This is a genomic window from Bradyrhizobium sp. Ken01 (assembly GCF_055807355.1).
Genome location: NZ_JBVVPC010000011.1, coordinates 21,382 through 44,734, shown reverse-complemented (window position 1 = coordinate 44,734; position 23,353 = coordinate 21,382). Strand labels below are relative to the sequence as shown.

Below are 23,353 nucleotides of genomic sequence, written 5' to 3'. Positions count from 1 at the left end.
CAATGGACGCGATCAACCAACCCCTGCTCAGCGTGCGCGAGCTCTCGGTGGCCTTCCACCAGGGTGGCGCCACCACGCTCGCGGTCGACAAGGTCTCGTTCCAGATCAGGCGCGGCGAGTGCGTGTCGCTGGTCGGCGAGTCCGGCTCCGGCAAGTCGGTCAGCGCGCTCTCGATCCTCAAGCTCTTGCCCTATCCGAACGCCTCGCATCCCTCGGGCAGCATCCGCTTCAAGGGACAGGAACTGATCGACCGGTCGGAGCAGGAGATGCGGGTGATTCGCGGCAGCGACATCTCCATCATCTTCCAGGAGCCGATGACCTCGCTCAACCCCCTGCACACGATCGAGGCGCAGATCGGCGAAATCATCCAGCTGCACAATCCGACCAGCAATGCCGAGGCGCGCAGGCGGACCCTGGAACTGCTGACGCAGGTCGGCATTCCCGAGCCTGAAACGCGGCTGAAGAGCTATCCGCACCAGCTCTCCGGCGGCCAGCGCCAGCGCGTGATGATCGCGATGGCGCTCGCCAACGAGCCGGACCTGCTGATCGCGGACGAGCCGACGACGGCGCTCGACGTCACCGTGCAGGCGCAGATTCTGACGCTGCTTGCGGAGATCCGCGGCCGGCTCGGCATGAGCCTGCTCTTCATCACCCACGATCTCGGCATCGTGCGTCGCATCGCCGACCAGGTCTGTGTCATGAAAGGCGGCGAGATCGTCGAGCAGGGGCCGGTCGAGCAGGTCTTCAAGAGCCCGAAGCATCCCTATACGCGCGACCTGCTCGCCGCGGAACCGAAGCCCGATCCAGCGCCGCCGCAGCCGGATGCGCCGGTGGTGATGTCGGCCGACGACCTGAAAGTCTGGTTCCCGATCAAGCGCGGGTTGATGCGCAAGACGGTCGGCCACATCAAGGCGGTCGACGGTGTCAGCATCGCCGTGCGCAAGGGCGAGACGCTCGGCGTCGTCGGCGAGTCCGGCTCGGGCAAGACCACGCTGGGGCTCGCATTGCTGCGATTGATCTCCTCGAACGGACGCATCGTGTTCCTGGGAAAGGATATCCAGGGCCTGCGCTTCAAGGAGATGCGGCCGTTCCGGCGCGACATGCAGATCGTGTTCCAGGATCCGTTCGGCTCGCTCAGCCCGCGCATGTCGGTCGCCGACATCGTCGCCGAAGGCCTCACCGTGCATCAGCCGCAGCTCTCGCGCGGCGAGCGTGAGGAGCGCGTCGTCAAGGCGCTCGAGGACGTCGGACTGAAGCCGGATACCCGCCACCGTTATCCGCATGAATTCTCCGGCGGCCAGCGCCAGCGCATCAGCATCGCGCGGGCGGTGGTGCTGGAGCCGGATTTCGTCGTGCTTGACGAGCCGACCAGTGCGCTCGACATGCTGATTCAGGCGCAAATGGTCGATCTGCTGCGTGAACTGCAGCGCCGCCGCGATCTCACCTACATGTTCATCTCGCACGATCTGCGCGTCGTCGCCTCGCTTGCCAGCCATCTGATCGTGATGCGTGGCGGCAAGGTGGTTGAAGAAGGCCAGGCCGCCGAGCTCTTCAAGAACCCGAAGACGGATTACACGCGCGCGCTGTTTGCGGCGGCGTTCCGGCTGGAGACGGCGGGGAACGGGTCGGCGGCGACGTAGCCTCCGTCAGAGTCGCTTGATCGCGGTGACCTCGCTGCCGGCTTGCTTAATCCGTGCAATCGCCGGCTCGATCGGCTCGACCACCGTCGCCATGTGATGCGCATTGGCGTGAACCATGGTGCTGCCATTGCGGACGATGGCGACATGCCCCTTCCAGAAAATGAGATCGCCGCGCAGCAAGCTAGTCTGCTCATGCGGCTCCAGCGCGCGACCGAGGCCGGCCTGCTGCATGTCGCTGTCGCGCGGGCAGCCGATGCCCGCTGATGTCAGCGAGACCTGGACGAGGCCGGAGCAATCGACGCCGAGGCTGCTCTTGCCACCCCAGAGATAGGGCGTGCCGACGAAACGCTCGGCGACTGCGACGAAATCCGACTCGCGATGACCAAGCGGGGTGAGATGGGCCTTGGGCAGATATTGTCCGTCGCGTGTCACGGCGAAGCTGCCGTCCTCGCGTGCAACCGCGACCTTCGATCCCATCACCAGCGCGTCTGCCGGCGGCAGCTTGATCGAGGGACCGGGGAAGGCAAAGGTTCGTAGCGCACTGACCATGTGGGTCGGCGCGGCCGCGGGCTTCATCAGCGCTGCATCCGGCAGCCAGCCGACATAGCCGTCAAGGGAGAGCTGACCCCACGCCCAGCCTTCGCCGTTGCGGTCGTAGATCGTGACGCGCTCGCCGCACAACGCTTGCGTCATCAGCATCGCATTCGGCGACGGCTGTTCGCGCACGGGCGCGATCGCCTCGATTATCTCGAATTCCTCGCCCGTGACGAAGCGATCCGCCTGCACCTTGCCTTCGAGATACTTTGCGGCAAGGTCGCCGCGCGCCGGTGTCAGCCTCGAATCGAGTCCCGGATCACGCATAGCGCTCGCTCAGCAATGTGTAGATCGCGCGCGCGGCCTGGCACTCGCCGCCCTCGGGGCGTGCGGGCTTCGCCGACGGCGTCCAGCCGTAGATGTCGACATGCAGCCAGCTCCTGGCGTGCTCGACGAAGCGTTGCAGGAACAGCGCGCAGATGATCGAGCCGGCAAAGCCGCCGGATGGTGCGTTGGTGATGGTGGCCGTCTTGGAGTCCAGCCACGCATCGTAAGGCGGCCACAGCGGCATGCGCCACAACGGATCGTTCTCGCTCACCGCGCATCGTGCGACGTCGGCGGCAAGCGTCTCATCACTGGTGTAAAACGGCGGTAAATCCGGCCCCAGCGCGACGCGTGCCGCTCCCGTCAACGTGCCGAGATCGATCAGCAGGTCCGGCTTTTCCTCGTCCGCAAGCGCCAGCGCGTCGGCGAGCACCAGCCGCCCCTCCGCGTCCGTATTGCCGATCTCGACCGTGATGCCCTTGCGCGAGGTGAAGATGTCGAGCGGGCGGAAGGCATTGCCCGCGACCGCGTTCTCCACGGCCGGTATCAGCACACGCAGTCGCACCTTCAGCTTCGCATCCATCACCATGCGCGCCAGCGCCAGCACGTTGGCGGCGCCTCCCATGTCCTTCTTCATGATCAGCATGCCGCTCGACGGCTTCAGGTCGAGCCCACCGGTGTCGAAGCAGACGCCCTTGCCGACCAGCGTCACCTTGGGATGAGCCGGGTCGCCCCAGCCCATGTCGATCAGCCGCGGCGCGCGGTCCGAGGCCATCCCGACGGCGTGGATCAGCGGAAAATTCGTCTTCAAGTCGTCACCGATGGTGCAGGCAAAGCTTGCGCCGAATTCGGCGGCGAGATCCTTCGCGGTTGCGGCCAGCTCCTCCGGCCCCATGTCGTTGGCCGGCGTGTTGATGAGGTCGCGCGCCAGCATCGCGGCGTCCGCGATGCGGTTGATCTCGGTCGCGTCGACGCCGTCGGGCGGCACGAGCCGGACCTCGGGGCGATCGGCCTTGCGGTACCGGGCGAAGCGGTAGCTGCCGAGCGCGAAGGCGAGTGCGGCGAGCCGTGCATCGTGCGGCGCATTGGCGAAGCGATAAATGCCCGGCGGCAGCAGGCCGGGCAGGGCGCCCGGTCGGAACAGGTCGCGCGATCTTGCACCCTCGTCCTCGAGTCCGAACAGCACTTGCGCGATCGCGCCATCGGGCGCGGGCAGCGCGAGATAGCCGCCCGGCTTTGCGGTAAAGGCGCTCGCAGTGGCGAACTGGCGTTGCACCGCGGGTAGCCGCCCGGCGACCTGATCCCAGCTCGACTTGGTGACGAAGGTGATCGGAATGGCGGTAGTCGACGTCTCGAAGACAGAAGGCATTGGCGGGTCCGGATCGTCAGATCGAGCGGGTCATACGAACGGACGAGATTTCGCAGAGTTTTGCCGCCGCTGCAATCCGCTTTGCTGCCATCGTTCAGTGATCCGCTACTCGCAGCAAAGGGGCCATGCTAGGTTCCGGCGACGGCCGTCGGTGCGAAGATCTCCGACGACAAAGCCGGCTGGGAGGAAATGCAATGGAATTTGTGTGGAGCGTGGTCACATTCATCGGCCAGGCGGTGGAGGCGATTTTTGGCTATGTCGAGCATCATCATTGGATATTCGCGTTCCTTGCCGGTGGTTACGTCTTCTATCTCCACGACCGCTCCGTTCACGCGCGGTTCGATGCTTTAGACAAGCGCATTGACGAAATCCGCAAGCGGCTCGCCATCGAATATTGATCGGGTGAGCGAAACCATCATCGGGAAGGCTCCGTATCTCATGCTGAGAGCTGCCGTTCACGCGAGCAGCCGCAGGGCTTTTCTAGCGTTGCGGTTGTGGCATTATTGGCCAATATTTTAGATTGTGTCGTGCGGTTCTGCACGTGGCGAGAGTCTATTCTTACCCCAGCTCATCTCGTCGCGGGCTGATACCGGTCTGAACCTTATCGTCGAAGGCATTTCTCTCATCGTTTGCGCGGCGCGGCATTCGCAAATAAGCGACGCAAAATGGATAGATCGTTCGTCATCGTACAGATTCCCGACCTGCATCTGGACGGGTCGGGTCGGCTGCTTGCGACGATCGAGACGCTCAATGCCGCAATTCGCGAGAGGATGGCGGACTTCGCGGGCATTCCCGATCGCATCCTGCTGATCACCGGCGATATCGTGGACGACCCGACGCCGCCTGCGCTCGAGGAAGCGCTCGCCGTCATTGCGTCCTTCCGGCAGACCGGGCTGTTCACCGACATCCAGGCAATTGCCGACAATCACGACGTCAAGCGACCGAGCCAGCGTGCAGGCCGCCACGACGTCTATGATTACCTGCATTTGCCGCAGACCTCGAAGAGCGTCTACTACCGTCAGGCCGGCCTCGATCTGGTGCTGCTGGATTCGAACCGCGCGAGCCTCACGACGCTCGCGAGCGGCAACGTCGACCGGAGCGCCTATAGCGCCATGGTTTCGGATTCCGCGCGGCTGAGCGTCGAACTCGCGGGCAGCCTCGGGTCGGGCGGCCGCGCCGATTATGCCGAACCGGCGGAAAACCTCGTGCGCGTTCTGGCGCTGCACCATCATCCACTGCCGCAGGCGACCGGAGAAGGAAACCGGTTTCTCGGCGTACCCGACGAGCCGCTGATGTAGCTCGCCGCGCCCGCGACCTTCCTCGAAGCGGCGACATCGCTCAACGTCGATCTGGTTCTGCACGGACACCGGCATGTTGAAGGGCTGACGCGCTATTCGATTCCCGACCCGCGCGCCACATCGAGCGAGAGCGATGAAGCATTCTGGCGCACGATCTACGTCTTGTCCTGTCCGTCATCGACCGGGCAGGCCGGTGACGACGCCGGCTTCAACGTCATCCATTTTCGGACCGATGTCCCACCTGATGTCCCATGGCGCCGCACCGAGTTTCGCTTCGCGATCGCCCGCTACTCACGTCCGCGCAAGGATGGTGTCTTCAGGCCGCTCGATTCAAACCTGTCGCACGGCGTCGTCGGGCTGCCGGCCGGGCGGGATCTTTCCCGAGATCCGGCCATCCAGTCGGGCATCGAGATCGACGTATGCACGACGCTGAAACGGGATCAGGTCGCGGCATTCGCCCGCCGGCTCCTGCTGCGCGGCGCCTTCTATGCCGATGGCGAGGTGGATTGGGCCGATTTGCTCCACGTCGCGACCTCTCACGCCTGGGAGGATCTCGAAAGCAAGTTCTCGAGATATGCACGACGAGTTTCAGATCGACGAGCTCCGCGCGAGGCGTCTGGTCAATCGGGACGATCTTCTGCGCGAATTGCCGAGGGTCGTGCGCCCGGGCATCGATGTCGAGATCGAGACGCGGCAACGACTGCAATTGCTGCGGGACCTCAACGAGCAGGCGAAGGCGCTCGGCCTCGATCCGGGTCTCGGCGGCGAGATGCCGCCGCAGACGCCGCAGTGACGGGCGCGGGTCGGGAGCATTAACCGGCCGTTAGGGTTAACAGTCTATTGCTGGCGCGTTCGGCTCGATCAATCGGCTCGAGAGTCAAAGCGTCATGCGTCAACGGTTCAGTCGTGAACGGTTCAGTCTTGGACGGCTCAGCCTTGGAAGGCTCAGCCTTGGACGGCTTCTTGCGTCCACGTCGCTGGTGGCGGCGGTGGCCATGGGCCTCGGCGGCTGCACGGCGATGTCGAAACTCTCCGACGTTACCGGCTCGGTCGGGCCGCGGGCGGAAGCCGCTCCCACCGATCCCGCGCGGGCTGCCGAAGTCTATGGCGAGCGCTATCGTGCCAATCCCAAGGACGCCGACGCGGCGCTCGCCTACGGCCAAGCGCTACGCGCCAACGGCCAGCGCGCCCAAGCCGCCGCCGTGCTCGAGCAGGCGACCATCGCCAATCCCGGCAACAAGGCGCTGATGGCCCAATACGGCCGCGCGCTCTCCGACAACGGCAATTTCCAGCAAGCCTTCGACGTGCTGTCGAAGGCGCATTCGCCCGATAACCCGGATTGGCGCCTGCTCTCGGTGCAGGGTACCGCGCTCGATCAGATGGGCCGTCACGAGGAAGCGCGCTCCTATTATGCGAGTGCCCTCAAGATCGCGCCTGGCGATCCCGGCGTGCTCTCCAATCTCGGCCTGTCCTACATGTTGTCGAGAGATCTGCCGAAGGCCGAAGACGCGCTGCGGCAAGCCTATGCCTCGCCGCACGCAAGCGCGCGGGTGCGGCAGAATCTCGGTCTGGTCGTCGGTCTCCAGGGCCGCTTCGCCGAAGCCGAGACCATCGTGAAGGCGGACCTACCGCCCGACCAGGCTGCGGCCAATGTCGCCTATCTCAAGGAAATGCTGACCCGCAGCGACGTCAGGCGGGGTGCGCCGAAGCGGACCCCGGTCGCCTCGCTCGGCCAGTCCGACTGATCAGACGTGATCGTCCAATCTTGAGGGCAGCCGCGGACCGTATGCGGTCCACGTCTAATGTCATTGCATCTCGGTGACCTTGATGCCGGTCGGTCCGAGAATGACGACGAACAGCACCGGCAGGAAGAACAGGATCATCGGTACCGTCAGCTTCGGCGGCAGTGCAGCTGCCTTCTTCTCGGCTTCGTTCATGCGCATGTCGCGGTTTTCCTGCGCCATCACCCGCAAGGAGTGGCCGAGCGGGGTGCCGTAACGCTCCGCCTGCTGGAGCGCGAGACATACCGACTTGACGCCCTCGAGTCCGGTGCGCCGCGCGAGGTTCTCGTAGGCGACCTTGCGATCCTGCAAATAGGACAGCTCGGCCGTGGTCAGGGTGAACTCCTCGGACAGCGCGATCGACTGGCTCACGATTTCGACCGCGACCTTCCGGAACGCCATTTCGACTGACATGCCGGATTCGATGCAGATCAGGAGCAGGTCGAGCGCATCGGGAAAGGCGCGCTTGATCGAGAGTTGGCGCTTGGAGATCGCGTTCCTGAGGAACAGCATAGGGGCCTGAAGTCCGAGATAGGCCGCACCGACGCAGATGCCGATCTTGATCGGCATCGACTGCTGCATATGCGCGATCAGGAACACGTAGACGACCGAACCGACGAACAGCACGATCGGGGCAACCAGGCGGGCAAACAGGAAGGTGATGTAGGGCGCCTGGCCTCGATAGCCCGCCATGATGAGCTTGTCCCGCGCAGCTTCCTGCGCGAGCCATTTGGTCAGGTTGAAGTCATCGACGACCTTCGAGACGAGCTGCTTCGGCGTCTGACGCAGCGAGACTTTTTCACTCTTGTGGAGGCGCTCGCGCTCGCGCTGCCGAATGCGCTCACGTTCGTTCGCCACCGCCTTCATGCGCTTGGAAAGGCCTTCGCCGGCGAACAGCGGCATCACCAGTGTATAGACGGTGGCACTGGCGGCAATGGCCGCCAGCAGCATCGTCATGAAGTGGACGTCGTGAAGTTTCGCAACGAGGAACTCTACCATTGAGGCACCATCAGAAGTCGAAATTGATCATCTTCTTCATCACCATGATGCCGATCGACATCCAGACGACGCAGCCGACCAGCATGAGCTGGCCGGTGGGATGAGTCCAAAGCGTCGAGATGTATCCCGGCGTCGTGAGGTAGACGAGGAACATCACGATCGGCGGCAGCGAGCCGATGATGCCGGCCGAGGCCTTGGCTTCCATCGACATCGCCTGGATCTTCTCTTTCATCTTCTTGCGGTCGCGCAGCACTTTGGAGAGGTTACCGAGCGCTTCGGAGAGGTTGCCGCCCGATTTCTGCTGGATCGAGATGACGATGCCGAAGAAATTGGCCTCGGGCAGCGGCATGCGATCGTAGAGTCGCGTGCAGGCCTCGCCGAGCGGCATGCCGATCGCCTGCGTCTCGATGATGGACAGAAATTCGGAGCGCAGCGGCTCTGGCGCGTCGGCGGCGACGACCTTGATCGATTCGAACAGCGGCAGGCCCGCCTTGATGCCGCGGACGATCACGTCGACAGCGTCGGGCAGCGCCTTCAGGAATTTGGCCTCGCGGCGCTTCTTCAGGAACCCGAGCGCCCAGCGGGGCAGACCCAAGCCGCCGGCAAAGGCGAAGCCGGCGGCACCGAGCAGGCCACCGCCGACGAACAAGGCGACTGCAAACAGCACGCCCGCCACGACGGCGGACACGATCCAGAATTTCTGCGGCGTCCAGTCGAGGCCGGCCTGCGACAGGCGAACACTGAGCGGTACGCTCTTCTCCTGCTGGCGCCGCGCCTCGAGATCCTTGAGCGAGGTTTCGACCTGCTCGCGCCGCGAGCGCTGCGTCTTCTCGGCCGCGCGGGCCGTGGGCGCCTCGGCCCGCGAGATCGAGGCGCGGCGGCTCTCGGCCTTCCGTTCCCCGGACAGCATTGGATAAAGGAAGACCCAGGCGAGGCCGCCGACGGTGGCGGTGGCAAGGAAGGCGAGGGCAAGGACTTGCATGTTCATGGCTGCGCTGACCTGCTCACGTCGGGGGCGCCACTTCCGCGGCGTCTAGCGCCGCGGCAAGGCGCTTCTCTTCGCCGTAATAGCGGGCGCGTTCCCAGAATTTCGGGCGGCCGATTCCGGTCGACCGGTGCCGGCCGATGATCTTGCCGTTGGCGTCCTCGCCGACCATGTCGTAGAGGAAGACGTCCTGGGTGATAATGGTGTCGCCTTCCATGCCCATCACTTCGGTGATGTGGGTGATGCGGCGTGAACCGTCGCGCAGGCGTGCGGCCTGGACGATGACGTCGATCGAGGCGCAGATCATCTCGCGGATGGTGCGTGAAGGCAGGGAGAAGCCGCCCATCGTGATCATGGATTCGCAGCGCGATAGCGCCTCGCGGGGATTGTTGGCGTGCAGCGTGCCCATCGACCCGTCATGGCCGGTATTCATGGCCTGGAGCAGGTCGAACGCCTCGGGTCCGCGGACTTCGCCGACGATGATGCGCTCGGGACGCATACGCAGGCAGTTGCGCACCAGCTCGCGCATGGTGACCTGGCCCTCGCCCTCGATGTTGGGCGGGCGGGTTTCCAGTCGCACCACGTGCGGCTGCTGGAGCTGGAGTTCGGCGGCGTCTTCGCAGGTGATGACGCGCTCGTCGTGTTCGATGTAGTTGGTCAGGCAGTTGAGCAACGTGGTCTTGCCCGAGCCGGTACCACCGGAGATCAGCACGTTGCAGCGAACGCGGCCGATGATCTGGAGGATTTCCGCGCCCTCCGGCGAGATTGCGCCGAACTTGACGAGCTGATCGAGCGTCAGCTTGTCCTTCTTGAACTTGCGGATCGTGAGCGTGGGGCCGTCGATCGACAGCGGCGGCACGATGGCATTGACGCGGGAGCCGTCGGCCAGGCGCGCGTCGCAGATCGGCGAGGATTCGTCGACGCGTCGGCCGACCTGGCTGACGATACGCTGGCAGATGTTGAGGAGCTGCTGATTGTCGCGGAAGCGGATACCGGTGCGTTGGATCTTGCCGGCAACCTCGATATAGACGGTGTCGGCGCCGTTGACCATGATGTCGGCAATATCGTCGCGCGACAACAGCGGCTCCAGCGGACCGTAGCCGAGGACGTCGTTGCAGATGTCGTCGAGCAGCTCTTCCTGCTCGGCGATCGACATCACGATGTTCTTGATCGCGATGATCTCGTTGACGATGTCCCGGATTTCCTCGCGCGCGGACTCCGAATCGAGCTTGGCGAGCTGGGCGAGATCGATGGCCTCGATCAGCGCGCCGAAGATGGTCGCCTTGACCTCGTAATAATTGTCCGAGCGGCGGGCTTCCATGGTCGGCGCAGGCCTCGCCGGGGCGAGCGGCGGCGAGGAGACTGCCGGCGGCGGCGGCACGCGCGACACGGCGGGCGCCGGAGCCTGGGCAGGCTCTGGCGACACGGCACCGGGCTTTGGGGCCCGGGTGTCGGCGTCTGTTCCGCTACGCTTACCGAACACTTAAAAACTCCATGCGGCGACCTATTTTCCCCGCAACTTGTCAATCAGGGGTGAAAGCAGAGACGACTTTTGCTTCTTCGTTTCGCTGCGGCCGGTCAGGCGCTGGGCGATCTGAAGGAACATCTCGATCGACTTATGGTTGGCCGAGATCTCCGCGATCATCTGGCCGTTATTGGCCGCCGAGCCGAAGATCTGCGGCTCGAACGGGATCGAGACGACCGGCTGGCTCTCGATCGCCTTGGCGAACTCCGCCGCGGCGATTTCGGGCCGTTTCGGCACGCCGACCTGGTTCAGGCAGTAGAGCGGCGGCCGGTCGTTGGGGCGCGCGGCCTTCAGGAGATCGAACATGTTCTTGGTGTTGCGCAAATTGGCGAGGTCGGGCGCCGCCACGATCAGGATGTCGTCCGCTCCGATCAGGGCGCGTTTTGTCCAGCCCGACCATTGGTGCGGAACGTCGAGCACGATGCAGGGCATGGTGGAGCGCAGCGTGTCGAACACGGCATCGAAGGCATCGGCGCCGAAATCATAGACCCGGTCGAGCGTCGCCGGCGCCGCCAGCAGGCTGAGGTGGTCGGTGCATTTCGACAGCAGGCGGTCGATGAAGGCGGTATCGACGCGATCCGGCGAGAACACGGCATCGGCAATACCCTGTGGCGGATCCTGGTTATAGTCGAGCCCGGCAGTGCCGAAGGCGAGGTCGAGGTCGGCGACGACCGCGTCCATCGCGAGATCGCGGGCGATCGCCCATGCGACGTTGTGGGAAATGGTTGACGCGCCGACGCCGCCCTTGGCGCCGACCACGGCGATGATACGGCCGACGGCCTTGGCTTCCGGCGCCGAGAACAGGTTGCAGATCGAGCGCACGACGTCGATCGCGCCGACCGGCGCGAGCACGTAGTCGCTGACGCCGCGGCGCACCAGCTCGCGGTAGAGCATGACGTCGTTGATGCGGCCGATCACGACCACGCGGGTGCCGGCGTCGCAGACGGTCGCGAGATGGTCGAGCCCGCCCAGGAGGTCGTTGCGGCCGTCGCTTTCGAGCACGATCACGTTCGGCGTGGGTGCCGAGCGGTAGGCTTCCACCGCAGCCGCCATACCGCCCATCTGGATCTTCAGATGGGCCTTGCCGAGACGGCGATCTTCGCCGGCCGACTGCACGGCGGCCGCCGTTTCCACGGTCTCGCAGAAAGCCTGGACGGAAACGCGGGGCGCAGGCGCAATATGCTCCTCGACCGGCGGGAGCGATGCCTCGGACTGTTCTTCTTGGGGCTGGCGAGCGTAGCTGATCATTTGCCGGTGTCGCTGAGTTTGGCCCTGTCGGCCTCAGGATAGGCGACCGCCGTCGGCATTCCCTTGCGATACTTCTCGAACGCGGCGGTGCGCCGCGGCGTGTAGGACGGCGTTTCGGGCCGCGGCTGCTCGAGATCCGACGGATTGTCGACCATCGCCGCAAGGTTGCGCTGATAAGCGCAGCCGTAATTGTAATAGTCCTTGTTCTCGAACCAGCTCTTGTTCTTCATCGAAGGGCCGATGTCTTCCGGCCACAGGCCGCAGGGACCCGCGACCGCGGCGATCTTGGAATAGGTGAGCCGGATCGGCGGCAGGAATCGCTTGTCTTCCGGTTGGTAAGAGCGGGCGCTGATACCGCGCGGCGGAACGCCCGCCGCCGACAGCATTGCCTGGATTTCGCGCATGGTGTCCGCGACCGGACGCGCGTTGGGCGTGCCGGACGGTACGTCGATCCGGATCGCGCCGGTGCCTTCGTGCATCCAGGCCGACGCGACGCCCATCACGTCGGCGCGCTGGGCCGCGGTCAAGCCGCCGCGGGTATGGCCGACGAAGACGACGATGGAGCGATTCTGCTCCTCGATCGCGATCGGATGGCGCTGCTTGTAGTCGTCGGGAATGGAGGCCGTGACCGCTTCGTCGTGCTGGCAACCGCCAAGGGCGAGCGCCATGCCGACGAGCGCGCCGCCGAGGTGGATGGCGCGTCTGCGAATCTGGGGTGGTCTAGTGATCTTCATGAAGTCCCCGTTCCGCCTCAGTCGGTGATGAAGCCGTAGGTGCCGCGGTAGTTCTTGGTCGGTTCGGTCCGGCCGGGCACGCCGTAGATGCGGTTGATGTTGCCGAGCAGCTCGGCCTGCGGATCCGCGGGCGCGGAGAAGCCATCATCCGGCCGCGACAGATCCTTTTGTGCAACTGCGCGAACGATGTAGGGCGTCACGATCACGACCAGCTCGCTCGCGTTGTTGACGAAGTCGCGGCTACGGAACAGCGTGCCGAGGACCGGGAGCTGCATCAGACCCGGCAGTCCGCTGACCGCCTGCTTGGTCTGCTGCTGGATCAGGCCGGCCATCGCCATCGCGCCGCCTGAGGGAATTTCCAGCGACGTTTCTGCGCGGCGGGTCTTGATCGAGGGCACCGTGAGCGAGTTGACCGAGGTCGAGGTCACGGCCTGGGACAGCGTGATCGCGTTTTCGTTCGAGAGCTCGGACACCTCGGTCATCACCCGCAGGCTGATCTTGCCTTCGGTGAGAACGACGGGGGTGAAGTTGAGCGAGATGCCGAACTTCTTGAAGCTGATCTGGGTGGTACAGACGTGCGTGGTGGGGTCGCACGCATAGCCCGCAGGCACCGGGAATTCACCGCCGGCGATGAACGTTGCCGATTCACCGGAGATCGCGGTCAGGTTCGGTTCGGCCAGCGTTCGGATCACGCCCGCGGTCTCCATCGCACGCAGCGTGGCCTGCACCGACGGGGCCCCGCCGAACTTCGTGGTCAGGTTATTGCCGTCGACGAGGTTGTGGCCGAGAGCCGTGAACGGATTGGAGTTGCTGAAGCTGACGACCGAGGTGCCGTAGCTGAGGTTGGCGGTGAGGTCGATTCCGAGCTGCTTGACGATGCTGCGCTGCACTTCGGCGACAGTCACCTTGAGCATGACCTGGTCGCGGCCGCGGACCACGATCGAGTTCACGACCTTCTCGGGGCCGCCCGCGAGGCGCACGGCGAGGTCGTTGGCCTGCTGGGCTTCGGCTGGATTCGCGGCCGAGCCGGTCAAGATGATACCGTCGCCTAGCCCGTCGATCTGGATGTCCGAGTTCGGCAGGACCTGTTTCAGCGCGGCCCGCACGCCGTTGAGGTCGCGCTTGACCGCGATGTCATAGGCCGCGATCTGCTGGCCGGCGGAATCGAAGAACACGATGTTGGTCTGCCCGATCGAGGCGCCGATGATGTAGGCGCGCTGCGCCGAGCGGACGACTGCATTGGCGATCTTAGGATCGGCGACAAGCACGTCCTTGATGTCGCGCGGAAGGTCGATCACGATCGACTTGCCGATGCCGAGCGAGAGGAATCGCGCGTTCATCTGACCGTCGGCCGCAGCCTGCGCCACCGGGCGATAGTCGGCGGCGACCACAGGGGTCAGCACCGGGTTGAGCGCGAGCGCGACGGCGGCCGAAAACGACAGGGCGCGGACCACAGGGGTTCGCATCGTCGCCAAATTCGCCCTGCATTTCATGTCGACAGTCCTCATCGTGCCTTCGCCGTCGAGCTTGGGATACCGTACCGAATGATCGAGATGCCATCGCGCTTCTGCGTGGAATCATCGAGCGTGATCTCGCTCAGCTTGACGTCGACGATGCTGCGCAACGCGAGCGACAGCGTGCCGCTCTGACGTGCGGAGGAGAGCGTCGCAGTCTGCGCGGGATTGAGCTCGAGGGTGACGGTCTTGCCAACCACCGCGTTCTGGCCGTCCTTCTCCTTGGGAGCCTGGTCGATGGCCAGGACGCGGATATTGGCCAGGATGATCTCGGACGTGATGACATCAGGAGCGCCGCTGCTCTGGTCCGGGTTCTTGAGACGGCGCGTCAGAAGCACGTCGACGCGATCGTTGGGGAGGATGAAGCCGCCTGCGCCGGTTTCTGGCGAGATCTCGGTCGAGATCGCCCGCATGCCGGTGGGCAGGATTGCCGCCATGAAGCCGGAGCCTTCGGCCTTGACCAGCTTCTGGTCACGGATCGGCTCACCCTGGATGAAGGGGGATCGTGCGATCGAGCCGGTGACCTGGGTTACCCCCTCGGGGCGCTCGTTGCGGCGGATGAAGGTGGTGCTGGCGGTCGCGGACGGCCAAGTCTGCCATTGCACGTCTTCCGGCTTGACTGTCTGGCCGAGGCCGATGTCGTTCTTGGCGACCAGGACGTCGACGGTGGGAAGCTGCGCGACTGGAGCCGGAGGCGGTGCAGAATTGTCCGAACCGCTCGCCAGATACGCGGCGACACCGCCGGCGCAGATGGCGACCGTCAGGACGACAATGCGTGCCCTATTCATACGCTTCACTTTCCAACAAACGCCGCGACGCTGACGCCGCCGTAATCGGCAGTTGACCAGCTATTCGTCAAAGCATGGTTAATGAGGCGTATCTAAATCGCCTTAACGCCGGGTTGACCCGATGCGTTCAGCGCAATGCGAGGTGAGCGAGATCGATCGCCTTCACCCATTCGGTCTCCGGGTAGACCATCAGCGCGCTCAGTGCGAGCGCGATGCCGTAGGGAATGCCGCTCTCCTTGGCGTGCAGTCGCGCCAGCCAGGTCTGGCCGGCCAGACCGTAAGGCAGCGGCCACTGCCGGAACTGGAGCAGGAGCAGCGTCAGCGCCCCGCCAATCAGCGAGGCGTAGAGCAGGAAGTTCATCAGCTGTGGGAACCCGAGCCAGAGTGCGACGGAGGCCGCTACCTTGGCATCGCCGCCGCCAACCCAGCCCATCGCAAAACAGGTGAAGGCCACGACCAGGACGAGCGCGCCGGCCCCGACATGGCTCAGCATGTCGTAAGGTGCCATGCCACCGGCGAGAGCGAGCGCGAAAAAGCCGGCGACCAGCGCCAGCGATACGCGGTTCGAGATTGTCATCGTGAAGAGATCGCTCGCGGCGGCAAACGCCATCAGGGCCGGGAAGAGCAGAAGGCGCGCAAGGTCGAGGATCATGGGCTGCGTCTTGAGGTTTGCCGCGGAGCTGGCGTCGCCGGATTCTAGCCGGCAGTGCTAAACAAACCGAAAACGGCGGCAGCGGTCCCGATGGGCGGAACCAGCCGAAGGCGTGCTCACCAGAGGAACGCGATGCGTGCGGCGAGCGCGACCGTTGCAAGCAGCAGGGCCAGACAGACCCAGTAAGCCGGCGAGCCGGTCTGCGCGGCCTCCGCCGCGTTTGCCGCGACTGCGGCATCGGTTCTGTACTTGCTGAACGCCACTGGAACTCGCCGTCTGAAAAACAAAGGCCCCGGAGACCCGGGGCTTTTGCCGTCGTTCGTCGATGGCTTACTTCAGCGAGCTGCTGATCGAGGTGAACTTGGCGTTCAGCGTGGTGCCGAGATTGTTGACGACGGTGATGATGGCCAGCGCGATGCCGGCGGCGATCAGACCGTATTCGATGGCGGTGGCGCCGGATTCATCTTTCGCGAAACGCGCAATCAGGTTCTTCATGAACAAAACTCCATCTGGGGTGGGATCGCCTCGTTCGGCGTGTGCTTGACGCAACGACCATGAGATCCGAGCTCTTTCGGGAGAGTTAATTCGATCGGGCAAACCCGCTTGCCGCCGGCCAGAGTGAATTTCGCCTTAAGGCAGCCAGCTGCAATTTGTTCCGGTTCCGGATGTGCAGCAGGCTCAGCACCGGCTTCACCGTCCCTTAAATTTGGGGGAGTACGCGTAGGCGGGACCAGCAATTCGCAAGAGAGGCGACAATGTCGAGCCTGCCCATGGAAATCGCCCTGATGCTCGGCGAGACCATCGCGAAGGTGATCCCCACGACCTTCGCGCTCGCGGTGGTCTTCACCGTGCTCGAGCATGTCTGGGCCTGCAATCCCGGCGTGCCCTGGTGGCGCAAGCGGGAGATCGTCACGGACATCTGCTACTGGTTTGTCGTTCCGGTGTTCGCACGCGTCATGCGGATCAGCCTTCTGATCGTCGGTGCGAGCTTCGTCTTCAACATCCATGATGCCGACGGGCTCATCGCCTTCTACGACAATGGCCACGGCCCGCTGGCGCTATTGCCCCTCTGGGTCCAGGCCATGCTGTTCCTGGTGCTGTCTGATTTCATGCTGTACTGGCTGCACCGGCTGTTCCACGGCGGCGGGTTCTGGAAATACCACGCGATCCATCACTCCTCGGAGGAGATCAGCTGGATTTCTGCGGCCCGCTTCCATCCCGTCAATCTCGTGCTCGGTACCATCGCGGTTGACGTCGTGCTTCTGATGGCCGGCATTTCGCCGAACGCCATGGTCTGGCTCGCCCCGTTCACGACCTTCCATTCGGCCTTCGTGCACGCCAACCTGAACTGGACCTTCGGGCCGTTCAAATATGTGCTGGCGACGCCGGTGTTCCACCGTTGGCACCACACCGCGCTAGCAGAGGGCGGCGACACCAATTTTGCCGGCACGTTCCCGATCTGGGACTTGCTGTTCGGCACTTTCCGCATGCCCGAGGGGCAACTGCCGCAGGATTACGGCAAGGATGAAGCCACCATGCCGAAGGAAATCGGAGGGCAGCTTGCCTATCCGTTCCGCCGCTAGGTTCTCGAGGGCCGCGAAACGCCAGTCCGTTCAAACAATAGTCGGCGAATTTGCGGAACGTTCACGAATTGCGGGCAGGTTAGCCGGGTCGGGCACCGGCTCGGCTGTTATCTGATCGCTTCTGCCGGTTTGTGACGTCCCGGGGGTAAGAGTATGCGTAAACAATTGCTGCGCCGTCATGCGCGCGTCTGTCTTCTGGTTGCAGCCGCGGTGCTGGCATCGCCGGCTGCCGTCGTTGCCGAGTCCGCCGATACCATCGCCGTCAATGTCGACCAGGCCAAGCTGGTGCGGTTGCCTGGCAAGGTGGCAACTATCGTGGTCGGCAATCCCCTGATCGCCGACGTCACGCTCCAGCCCGGCGGCATGATCGTCGTCACCGGAAAGGGCTATGGCGCCACCAATTTCATCGCGCTCGACCGGGGCGGCGAGATCCTGGTCGACCGCCAGATCCAGGTCGAAGGTCCGACCGATCGGCTCGTTACCGTCTATCGCGGCATCGAGCGCGAGTCCTATAGCTGCGCGCCGCTTTGCCAGCGCCGCGTGACGCTCGGCGACAGCGACACCTACTTCAACAGCGCGATGAGCCAGGCCGGTTCGTTGAGCAGCTCGGCCAGCGGCAGTGCCGGTGCGGGTGCCAAGACGAATTGACCAAGACGAACTGACCAAGACCAGCCAGCGAGTTTGATTTGCGGGTTTGGCGGGACAAGGATCGTCCCCACCCGGCGCACGCGCGCGAGTCTCACTCTCCGTGTCCTCGTCTCCATGCCCTCGTCTGCATGTCCTCGCCGCCATGGCCTGGGTCGTTTGCGGTTAACCCGCCCTTAACGGCCCGGGCCGCCGGGTGCGGATCGCCTGAAACACTTAAACAATCAGTTTCCGCTATTGAACATGGCAGATGATTGCTGCTGCTGCTGGGGAATTTGATGCCTTCGCCTGCACCTACGAGATTCACGCTCCTCGCCATGCTGCGTCGGTTTCGCGTCAGCCGCCGCGGCTCCGCAGCCGTCGAGTTCGCGCTCGTCGCGCCGATGTTCTTCGCGTTGCTGTTCGCCATCATCGAGTCGGCGCTGATGTTCTTGGCGAGCCAGGTGCTCGAGAGTGCCTCGCAGAATTCTGCGCGCGTGCTGCTGACCGGGCAGGCGCAAGGCGGCACGCTAACGGCTTGCGCGGTCTCCGGCGTCAGCACACCCTGCTCGCAAACCACGTTCAAGGCTTACGTCTGCAGCCAGATCCCGGCTCTGTTTGATTGCAGCAAGCTCTACGTCGACGTCGTGAGTACAAACTCGTTCGGAGCGCTAAGCCTCACCAATTATGGCAATTCCTGCAACTTCAATCCAACCGGCGTGCAGTACAGTGCCGGGGCCGCTAACCAGGTCGTCGTGGTGCGGCTGTTCTATCAGTGGCCGCTCTTCGTCACTGGCCTTGGCTTCAACATGGGCTGCGGCAACAAGCGGCTGCTGATTGCGACCGCGGCCTTCAAGAATGAACCCTTCTGAGACAGATGGACCCGAGTGGACAGATGCAGGCGATCGCGAATATCTGGAGGAATGCCCGTAGCTCCGTGCGCGACTTCGTCGCCGACAGGCGTGCGATCGCGGCGACCGAGTTCGCGGTCATCGTGCCGCTAATGCTGGTGATGTTCTTCGGGACCGTCGAGTTTTCATCGGCCGTCGCGATCAATCGCAAAGTCACAATGATTGCACGGACTCTGTCCGATTTGACGTCGCAGTCGACGGGGGTCGACGATCCTGCCATGCAGGACACGTTCACGGCAAGCATATCGATGATCATGCCGTACGACGCCACGCTCGTGAACGGCACGGTCCTTCAGATCCAAATCGACTCAAGCAAAGTCGCCAAGATTCAATGGAGCAAGTCCGCCACCATTGCGAACGGGGCGACGCAGGCCACGCTGACGGCTCCGCCTCCGACTCTGACACCTGGTACCACGGTCACCTCGATGATTCCGCCAACGCTCTTGATCGCGTCCACCTACCTCATTTTCAGCCAGGCGAGCTACGTGTACACACCTTCTGTCAAGTTCGTCCTGAAGTCGGGCATCACGCTGAGCGATGTCTCCTACACGCGGCCGCGCCAGGTCACCTGCGTTCGTTACAACAATGCAGCGTGTTGAGATCTGCGAGCAAATAGCGGAATGAAAAAGGCCGGGCATCGCGCCCGGCCTTTTTGTTATTTGTTCGCTCGAGCCGATCGGGGCCCGTAAGCGGTAGGCTCAGCCGGCGGAGCGAAGGTTGTCCGCTGCCGACTTGCCGGAACGGCGGTCGGCCACGATCTCGTACGAGATCTTCTGACCTTCGCGCAGCGTGCCGAGGCCTGCACGCTCCACAGCACTGATGTGAACGAACACGTCTTGGCCGCCATCGTCGGGCTGGATGAAGCCGAAGCCTTTGGTCGCGTTAAACCACTTCACGGTTCCCATGCTCATGGGGGTAGTCCCTTCTCAGATAACACAATGTCAGAGCCCGCTTGCGCGGACAGGTTAGATCGAATTTTTGGAAGGGTCGTCAGCGTGTCTGAACCGGCTGTACCGGTGGATGCTAATGTCGTCCGGCCGAAAATCGATTAATTCATTTTATTGGAAACAGACCCCCAAAACAATGCTGACGTGCACGATTTTTTGATCCGCCGTGATGCTCACGGCGGATCAGCATACAGGTCGGAATTTCGGGTCTGCGCTCGCGCGCTGAGCCCCGACTAGCGGCGGCGGAACTGCCCGCCACGCTGCCCGGGACGCGGAGGTCCGCCCATCCCGCTCGGACGTTCGTCCTTGTGGCGGAAAATCAGTCGGCCCTTTTCGAGGTCATAGGGCGACATCTCCACCGTCACGCGGTCGCCCGCCAGAGTCTTGATGCGGTTCTTCTTCATCTTGCCGGCGGTGTAGGCGACGATCTCGTGTCCGGCGTCGAGCTGCACGCGGTAGCGCGCGTCGGGGAGGATTTCGGTGACCAGTCCTTCGAACTGGATCAGCTCTTCCTTAGCCATGAATTTCTCCAGGTCGTGGACGGCTAGTGCGAATGGGGTTTGCGGTTCGGTTGGCCATTCGGCCGACTCTCGCGGCGTAAAAAGGCAACGCCTTGTATCCCATCAGACGCTCCGGCGCTATGCGCGGAACGCTGTTCCGGACGGCCGTTTGGCGAAGAATGCGCCTTGCCTCCGGAGCGGCCGCGAGGAGCTGCCTTCGGGCCGCTGCCGGGCCTTCCGTCGCCCTGCTTGGCGGCACTGTGGTGGCGCCCGTCCGCATGCCTTTCGTCGGCACGTCGAGCGTCACCGTGGCGTCCCTCACCATGCCTTGCGCCTTGCTGACGCTGGCCCGGACGGCCCGGCCGACCCTGTCGTTGCTGCTGCGGGGGAGGGCCCGCATCGCGGCGCCCGGCGTCGGTGCGGCGATCCTCACGCGGCAGCGCCACTTTGATCAGCCGCTCGATGTCGCGGAGATAGCTGAGTTCCTCGCCGCCTGCGACCAGCGAGATCGCGGTGCCCTCGGCACCCGCGCGCGCGGTGCGGCCGATGCGATGCACATAGGTCTCCGGCACGTTGGGCAGGTCGAAATTGATGACATGGGTGATGCCGTCGACATCGATGCCGCGCGCGGCGATATCGGTGGCGACCAGCGTGCGGATTTCACCGGTGCGGAACTGGGCAAGCGTCCGTTCGCGATGGTTCTGCGACTTGTTGCCGTGGATGGCGCTGGCGGGTATGCCGGCCTTCTCGAGCGTCTTCACCACTTTGTCTGCGCCGTGCTTCGTGCGGGTGAAAACCAGTGCGCGATTGACCTGCTCCTGCTTCAACAGCTGGGCGAGGAACGCCGGCTTGGCGGAGAAATCGACCTGAATGATCCGCTGCTGGATGCGCTCCACGGTCGAGGAGACCGGGGTTACTGCGACGCGGGCGGGGTCGCGCAGCATGGCGTCGGCCAGCTCGGCGATGTCCTTCGGCATGGTGGCCGAGAAGAACAGCGTCTGCCGCTTGATCGGCAGCTTGGCGACGATTTTGCGGATGTCGTTGATGAAGCCCATGTCGAGCATGCGGTCGGCTTCGTCGAGCACGAGGAATTCGACGCTGCCAAGCTTCAGTCCGTTGCTCTGCACGAGGTCGAGCAAACGGCCGGGGGTGGCGACCAGCACCTCGACGCCCTGCATCAGCGAGCGGACCTGACGGCCCATCGGCACGCCGCCGATGGCGAGGGTCGAGGACAGGCGGATGTGGCGGCCATAGGCGTTGAAGCTGTCGAGGATCTGGCCGGACAGCTCGCGGGTCGGCGACAGCACCAGGACGCGGGCCGTCTTCGGCTGCGGCTTGATGCGATTCTCGAGCAGGCGGTGCAGGATCGGCAGCGCGAAGGACGCAGTCTTGCCGGTTCCGGTTTGGGCGATGCCGACGACGTCGCGGCCGGTCAGCGCGGTCGGAATCGTCTGGGCCTGGATGGGGGTGGGGGTGACGTAGTTCTCTTCGGTGAGAGCACGGGCGATGGGCTCGGCGAGGCCGAAATCCTGAAACGAAGTCAAAAGATGGGTTCTTTCCATGTCAAAAGCGGGCGCCCGGCGCATTCGGCGCGGCGCGCGCAAAAGGGTGTCGAGAGGGACACCTGCGTGTTTGGGGTGTCGGATGGCTTGATGGGATGGGGCAAGCCAGACGCCCGTAAGGGCTTAAGAACACGCGGCTCGCAACGGTCGCCTGATTCGCAAGAGACCTCAGCCCCCATATGGAACATTGAGGCGGCGCTTTCAAGGCACGCCCCACACAAACGGCGATCGCGGTGCAGAAATAGTTATGCCGGAAATTTAGCCAGAGGGAGAAATTTGCTCAGAAAATAACCTGCCTGCCGCATTCGCATACATTTGAATTGCTCAATGTTTAGGCGGTACCGTCGTGGCGACACTTCGTTTTCCGTCTATTTCTTCAACACACTCAAGTGCTTAGTAGGTGTCAAATCCATGGCACGGTTCTTGCGAATCCGTTAATCGCAGGCGGCCGTTGGGGCCGTTTCGCAGCGTTTTTCACGTCTGCGTCAGGGAGATGAGACACTCATGCATAGCAAATCCACTCACGATATAGCGGCGCCATTTAGCCGCCGTGGCGTTCTCGCCGCGACCGCCGGACTGATGCTTGGTCTGGCTTCCATTTCTGGTGCGAAGGCCGCGGACGACACCATCAAGGTCGGCGTACTTCATTCCCTCTCCGGCACCATGGCCATCAGCGAGACCACGCTGAAGGACACTATCCTCTTCCTGATCGACGAGCAGAACAAGAAGGGCGGCGTCAACGGCAAGAAGCTCGAAGCCGTCGTCGTCGATCCCGCTTCCAACTGGCCGCTGTTCGCCGAGAAGGCGCGCGAGCTCATCACCAAGGACAAGGTTTCGGTCGTGTTCGGCTGCTGGACCTCGGTGTCACGCAAGTCGGTGCTCCCGGTGTTCAAGGAGCTGAACAGTATCCTGTTCTACCCCGTGCAGTACGAGGGCGAGGAGAGCGAGCGCAACGTGTTCTACACCGGCGCCGCGCCGAACCAGCAGGCGATCCCCGCCGTCGACTATCTGATGAAGGACGAGAAGGTGAAGCGCTGGGTGCTCGCGGGCACTGACTACGTCTATCCGCGCACCACCAACAAGATCCTGGAAGCCTATCTGAAGTCCAAAGGTGTCGCCCAGGAAGACATCATGATCAACTACACGCCGTTCGGTCATTCCGATTGGCAGACGATCGTGGCCGACATCAAGAAGTTCGGCTCGGCCGGCAAGAAGACCGCAGTGGTCTCGACCATCAACGGCGACGCCAACGTTCCCTTCTACAAGGAGCTCGGCAACCAGGGCATCAAGGCGAAGGACATTCCGGTCGTCGCGTTCTCGGTGGGTGAGGAAGAACTCGCCGGCATCGACACCAAGCCGCTGCTCGGCCATCTCGCCGCCTGGAACTACTTCCAGTCGATCAAGTCGCCGGAGAACGAGAAGTTCATCAAGGCGTGGCAGACCTACACCAAGAATCCGAAGCGCGTGACCAACGATCCGATGGAAGCGCACGTGATCGGCTTCGACATGTGGGTCAAGGCGGTCGAGAAGGTGAAGTCGACCGATCCGGACAAGGTGATCGATGCGCTCCCGGGCATCGAAGCCAAGAACCTGACCGGCGGCACCTCCAAGATGCTTCCGAACCATCACATCACCAAGCCGGTGTTCATTGGCGAAATCAAAGCCAACGGCCAGTTCGACGTGGTGTGGAAGACCCCGGGTCTTGTCGCGGGCGACGCCTGGTCGAAGGAGCTCGACGGTTCCAAGGACCTGGTCGGCGACTGGGTCGGCAAGAAGTGCGGTAACTTCAACACCAAGACCAACAAGTGCCTCGGTTCGGGCTCCTGATCCGGATC

Annotated in this window: 26 protein-coding genes; 10 read left to right on the top strand and 16 right to left on the bottom strand. The window is 63.6% G+C overall.

What is annotated here, in order from left to right; genetic code table 11:
• Nucleotides 1-2: 2 nt before the first annotated feature.
• A complete protein-coding gene (locus tag AC0L3S_RS13525) occupies nucleotides 3-1,640 on the top strand; it encodes an ABC transporter ATP-binding protein (protein WP_473279392.1) in 1,638 nt (545 codons plus the stop codon).
• Between the two features lie 6 nt (nucleotides 1,641-1,646).
• On the opposite strand, the gene AC0L3S_RS13520 is transcribed toward AC0L3S_RS13525, so the two are convergent.
• Together AC0L3S_RS13520 and AC0L3S_RS13515 are read right to left on the bottom strand one after the other, a co-directional pair.
• Nucleotides 1,647-2,501 carry a C40 family peptidase gene (locus tag AC0L3S_RS13520; protein ID WP_473279391.1) on the bottom strand — a complete coding sequence of 285 codons (855 nt, stop codon included), beginning with the start codon at nucleotides 2,499-2,501 and terminating at the stop codon, nucleotides 1,647-1,649.
• Nucleotides 2,494-3,867 carry a leucyl aminopeptidase family protein gene (locus AC0L3S_RS13515; RefSeq protein ID WP_473279390.1) on the bottom strand — a complete coding sequence of 458 codons (1,374 nt, stop codon included), beginning with the start codon at nucleotides 3,865-3,867 and terminating at the stop codon, nucleotides 2,494-2,496. The genes AC0L3S_RS13520 and AC0L3S_RS13515 overlap by 8 nt, the downstream gene beginning before the upstream one ends.
• Nucleotides 3,868-4,061: 194 nt before the next feature.
• Here AC0L3S_RS13515 and AC0L3S_RS13510 point away from each other — a divergent pair, with 194 nt between their 5' ends.
• Both AC0L3S_RS13510 and AC0L3S_RS13505 read left to right on the top strand, forming a co-directional pair.
• The gene (locus tag AC0L3S_RS13510; protein ID WP_018454690.1) at nucleotides 4,062-4,265 is read left to right on the top strand and encodes a hypothetical protein; all 204 of its coding nucleotides are present in this window, start codon (nucleotides 4,062-4,064) and stop codon (nucleotides 4,263-4,265) included.
• Nucleotides 4,266-4,532: 267 nt separating this feature from the next.
• Nucleotides 4,533-5,165: a metallophosphoesterase family protein gene (locus AC0L3S_RS13505; protein WP_473279389.1), complete on the top strand. Its 633-nt coding sequence runs from the start codon at nucleotides 4,533-4,535 to the stop codon at nucleotides 5,163-5,165.
• A gap of 330 nt (nucleotides 5,166-5,495) precedes the next feature.
• Here the strand turns inward: AC0L3S_RS13505 and AC0L3S_RS13500 are convergent, their stop codons facing one another.
• Nucleotides 5,496-5,690, bottom strand: coding sequence for a hypothetical protein (locus tag AC0L3S_RS13500; RefSeq protein ID WP_473264556.1), 195 nt, complete (start codon nucleotides 5,688-5,690; stop codon nucleotides 5,496-5,498).
• 49 nt (nucleotides 5,691-5,739) lie between these two features.
• Between AC0L3S_RS13500 and AC0L3S_RS13495 the strand changes: the two genes are divergently transcribed.
• Nucleotides 5,740-5,958, top strand: coding sequence for a hypothetical protein (locus AC0L3S_RS13495; RefSeq protein WP_473279388.1), 219 nt, complete (start codon nucleotides 5,740-5,742; stop codon nucleotides 5,956-5,958).
• Nucleotides 5,959-6,160: 202 nt separating this feature from the next.
• Complete coding sequence (locus AC0L3S_RS13490; protein WP_473279474.1) at nucleotides 6,161-6,910, top strand: tetratricopeptide repeat protein; 750 nt, start codon at nucleotides 6,161-6,163, stop codon at nucleotides 6,908-6,910.
• 60 nt (nucleotides 6,911-6,970) lie between these two features.
• On the opposite strand, the gene AC0L3S_RS13485 is transcribed toward AC0L3S_RS13490, so the two are convergent.
• From AC0L3S_RS13485 to AC0L3S_RS13440, 10 genes are all read right to left on the bottom strand, one after another.
• Nucleotides 6,971-7,945: a type II secretion system F family protein gene (locus AC0L3S_RS13485; RefSeq protein ID WP_473264558.1), complete on the bottom strand. Its 975-nt coding sequence runs from the start codon at nucleotides 7,943-7,945 to the stop codon at nucleotides 6,971-6,973.
• 10 nt (nucleotides 7,946-7,955) lie between these two features.
• A complete protein-coding gene (locus tag AC0L3S_RS13480) occupies nucleotides 7,956-8,933 on the bottom strand; it encodes a type II secretion system F family protein (protein WP_473279387.1) in 978 nt (325 codons plus the stop codon).
• Nucleotides 8,934-8,949: 16 nt separating this feature from the next.
• Nucleotides 8,950-10,413, bottom strand: a complete 1,464-nt coding sequence (locus AC0L3S_RS13475) for a CpaF family protein (protein ID WP_473264559.1) — start codon at nucleotides 10,411-10,413, stop codon at nucleotides 8,950-8,952.
• Between the two features lie 21 nt (nucleotides 10,414-10,434).
• Nucleotides 10,435-11,703 (bottom strand): CpaE/TadZ family protein, encoded by a 1,269-nt coding sequence (locus AC0L3S_RS13470; RefSeq protein WP_007605389.1) that lies wholly within the window; start codon nucleotides 11,701-11,703, stop codon nucleotides 10,435-10,437.
• A complete protein-coding gene (locus AC0L3S_RS13465) occupies nucleotides 11,700-12,437 on the bottom strand; it encodes a CpaD family pilus assembly protein (RefSeq protein WP_473279386.1) in 738 nt (245 codons plus the stop codon). The genes AC0L3S_RS13470 and AC0L3S_RS13465 overlap by 4 nt, the downstream gene beginning before the upstream one ends.
• A gap of 17 nt (nucleotides 12,438-12,454) precedes the next feature.
• On the bottom strand, nucleotides 12,455-13,930 hold the full coding sequence (locus AC0L3S_RS13460; RefSeq protein ID WP_473264611.1) for a type II and III secretion system protein family protein: 1,476 nt from the start codon (nucleotides 13,928-13,930) through the stop codon (nucleotides 12,455-12,457).
• An 11-nt stretch (nucleotides 13,931-13,941) separates the two neighbouring features.
• Nucleotides 13,942-14,739: a Flp pilus assembly protein CpaB gene (gene cpaB / locus AC0L3S_RS13455; RefSeq protein ID WP_473264561.1), complete on the bottom strand. Its 798-nt coding sequence runs from the start codon at nucleotides 14,737-14,739 to the stop codon at nucleotides 13,942-13,944.
• Nucleotides 14,740-14,866: 127 nt separating this feature from the next.
• Nucleotides 14,867-15,391, bottom strand: a complete 525-nt coding sequence (locus tag AC0L3S_RS13450) for an A24 family peptidase (RefSeq protein WP_473279385.1) — start codon at nucleotides 15,389-15,391, stop codon at nucleotides 14,867-14,869.
• Between the two features lie 116 nt (nucleotides 15,392-15,507).
• Nucleotides 15,508-15,654, bottom strand: coding sequence for a hypothetical protein (locus tag AC0L3S_RS13445; RefSeq protein WP_473264564.1), 147 nt, complete (start codon nucleotides 15,652-15,654; stop codon nucleotides 15,508-15,510).
• A 67-nt stretch (nucleotides 15,655-15,721) separates the two neighbouring features.
• A complete protein-coding gene (locus AC0L3S_RS13440) occupies nucleotides 15,722-15,886 on the bottom strand; it encodes a Flp family type IVb pilin (protein ID WP_007599783.1) in 165 nt (54 codons plus the stop codon).
• Between the two features lie 260 nt (nucleotides 15,887-16,146).
• On the opposite strand from AC0L3S_RS13440, the gene AC0L3S_RS13435 reads away from it, so the two are divergent.
• The 4 genes from AC0L3S_RS13435 (at nucleotide 16,147) to AC0L3S_RS13420 (ending at nucleotide 19,108) form a co-directional block, all read left to right on the top strand.
• Nucleotides 16,147-16,974, top strand: a complete 828-nt coding sequence (locus AC0L3S_RS13435; RefSeq protein ID WP_473264565.1) for a sterol desaturase family protein — start codon at nucleotides 16,147-16,149, stop codon at nucleotides 16,972-16,974.
• 153 nt (nucleotides 16,975-17,127) lie between these two features.
• Entirely contained in the window at nucleotides 17,128-17,622 is a 495-nt protein-coding gene (locus tag AC0L3S_RS13430) for a pilus assembly protein N-terminal domain-containing protein (RefSeq protein ID WP_473264566.1), read from the top strand.
• A gap of 275 nt (nucleotides 17,623-17,897) precedes the next feature.
• Nucleotides 17,898-18,470, top strand: coding sequence for a TadE/TadG family type IV pilus assembly protein (locus AC0L3S_RS13425; protein ID WP_473279384.1), 573 nt, complete (start codon nucleotides 17,898-17,900; stop codon nucleotides 18,468-18,470).
• 23 nt (nucleotides 18,471-18,493) lie between these two features.
• A complete protein-coding gene (locus AC0L3S_RS13420) occupies nucleotides 18,494-19,108 on the top strand; it encodes a TadE/TadG family type IV pilus assembly protein (protein ID WP_473264569.1) in 615 nt (204 codons plus the stop codon).
• 99 nt (nucleotides 19,109-19,207) lie between these two features.
• Here the strand turns inward: AC0L3S_RS13420 and AC0L3S_RS13415 are convergent, their stop codons facing one another.
• The 3 genes from AC0L3S_RS13415 to AC0L3S_RS13405 all read right to left on the bottom strand — a co-directional run bounded on the left by AC0L3S_RS13415 (nucleotide 19,208) and on the right by AC0L3S_RS13405 (nucleotide 21,542).
• Nucleotides 19,208-19,420: a cold-shock protein gene (locus AC0L3S_RS13415; RefSeq protein WP_007599788.1), complete on the bottom strand. Its 213-nt coding sequence runs from the start codon at nucleotides 19,418-19,420 to the stop codon at nucleotides 19,208-19,210.
• A gap of 269 nt (nucleotides 19,421-19,689) precedes the next feature.
• The gene (infA, locus tag AC0L3S_RS13410; protein WP_007599789.1) at nucleotides 19,690-19,977 is read right to left on the bottom strand and encodes a translation initiation factor IF-1; all 288 of its coding nucleotides are present in this window, start codon (nucleotides 19,975-19,977) and stop codon (nucleotides 19,690-19,692) included.
• Nucleotides 19,978-20,000: 23 nt separating this feature from the next.
• A complete protein-coding gene (locus AC0L3S_RS13405; protein WP_473264570.1) occupies nucleotides 20,001-21,542 on the bottom strand; it encodes a DEAD/DEAH box helicase in 1,542 nt (513 codons plus the stop codon).
• A 480-nt stretch (nucleotides 21,543-22,022) separates the two neighbouring features.
• On the opposite strand from AC0L3S_RS13405, the gene urtA reads away from it, so the two are divergent.
• Nucleotides 22,023-23,345: an urea ABC transporter substrate-binding protein gene (gene urtA / locus AC0L3S_RS13400; protein WP_007599797.1), complete on the top strand. Its 1,323-nt coding sequence runs from the start codon at nucleotides 22,023-22,025 to the stop codon at nucleotides 23,343-23,345.
• The last annotated feature ends 8 nt before the right edge of the window (nucleotides 23,346-23,353 follow it).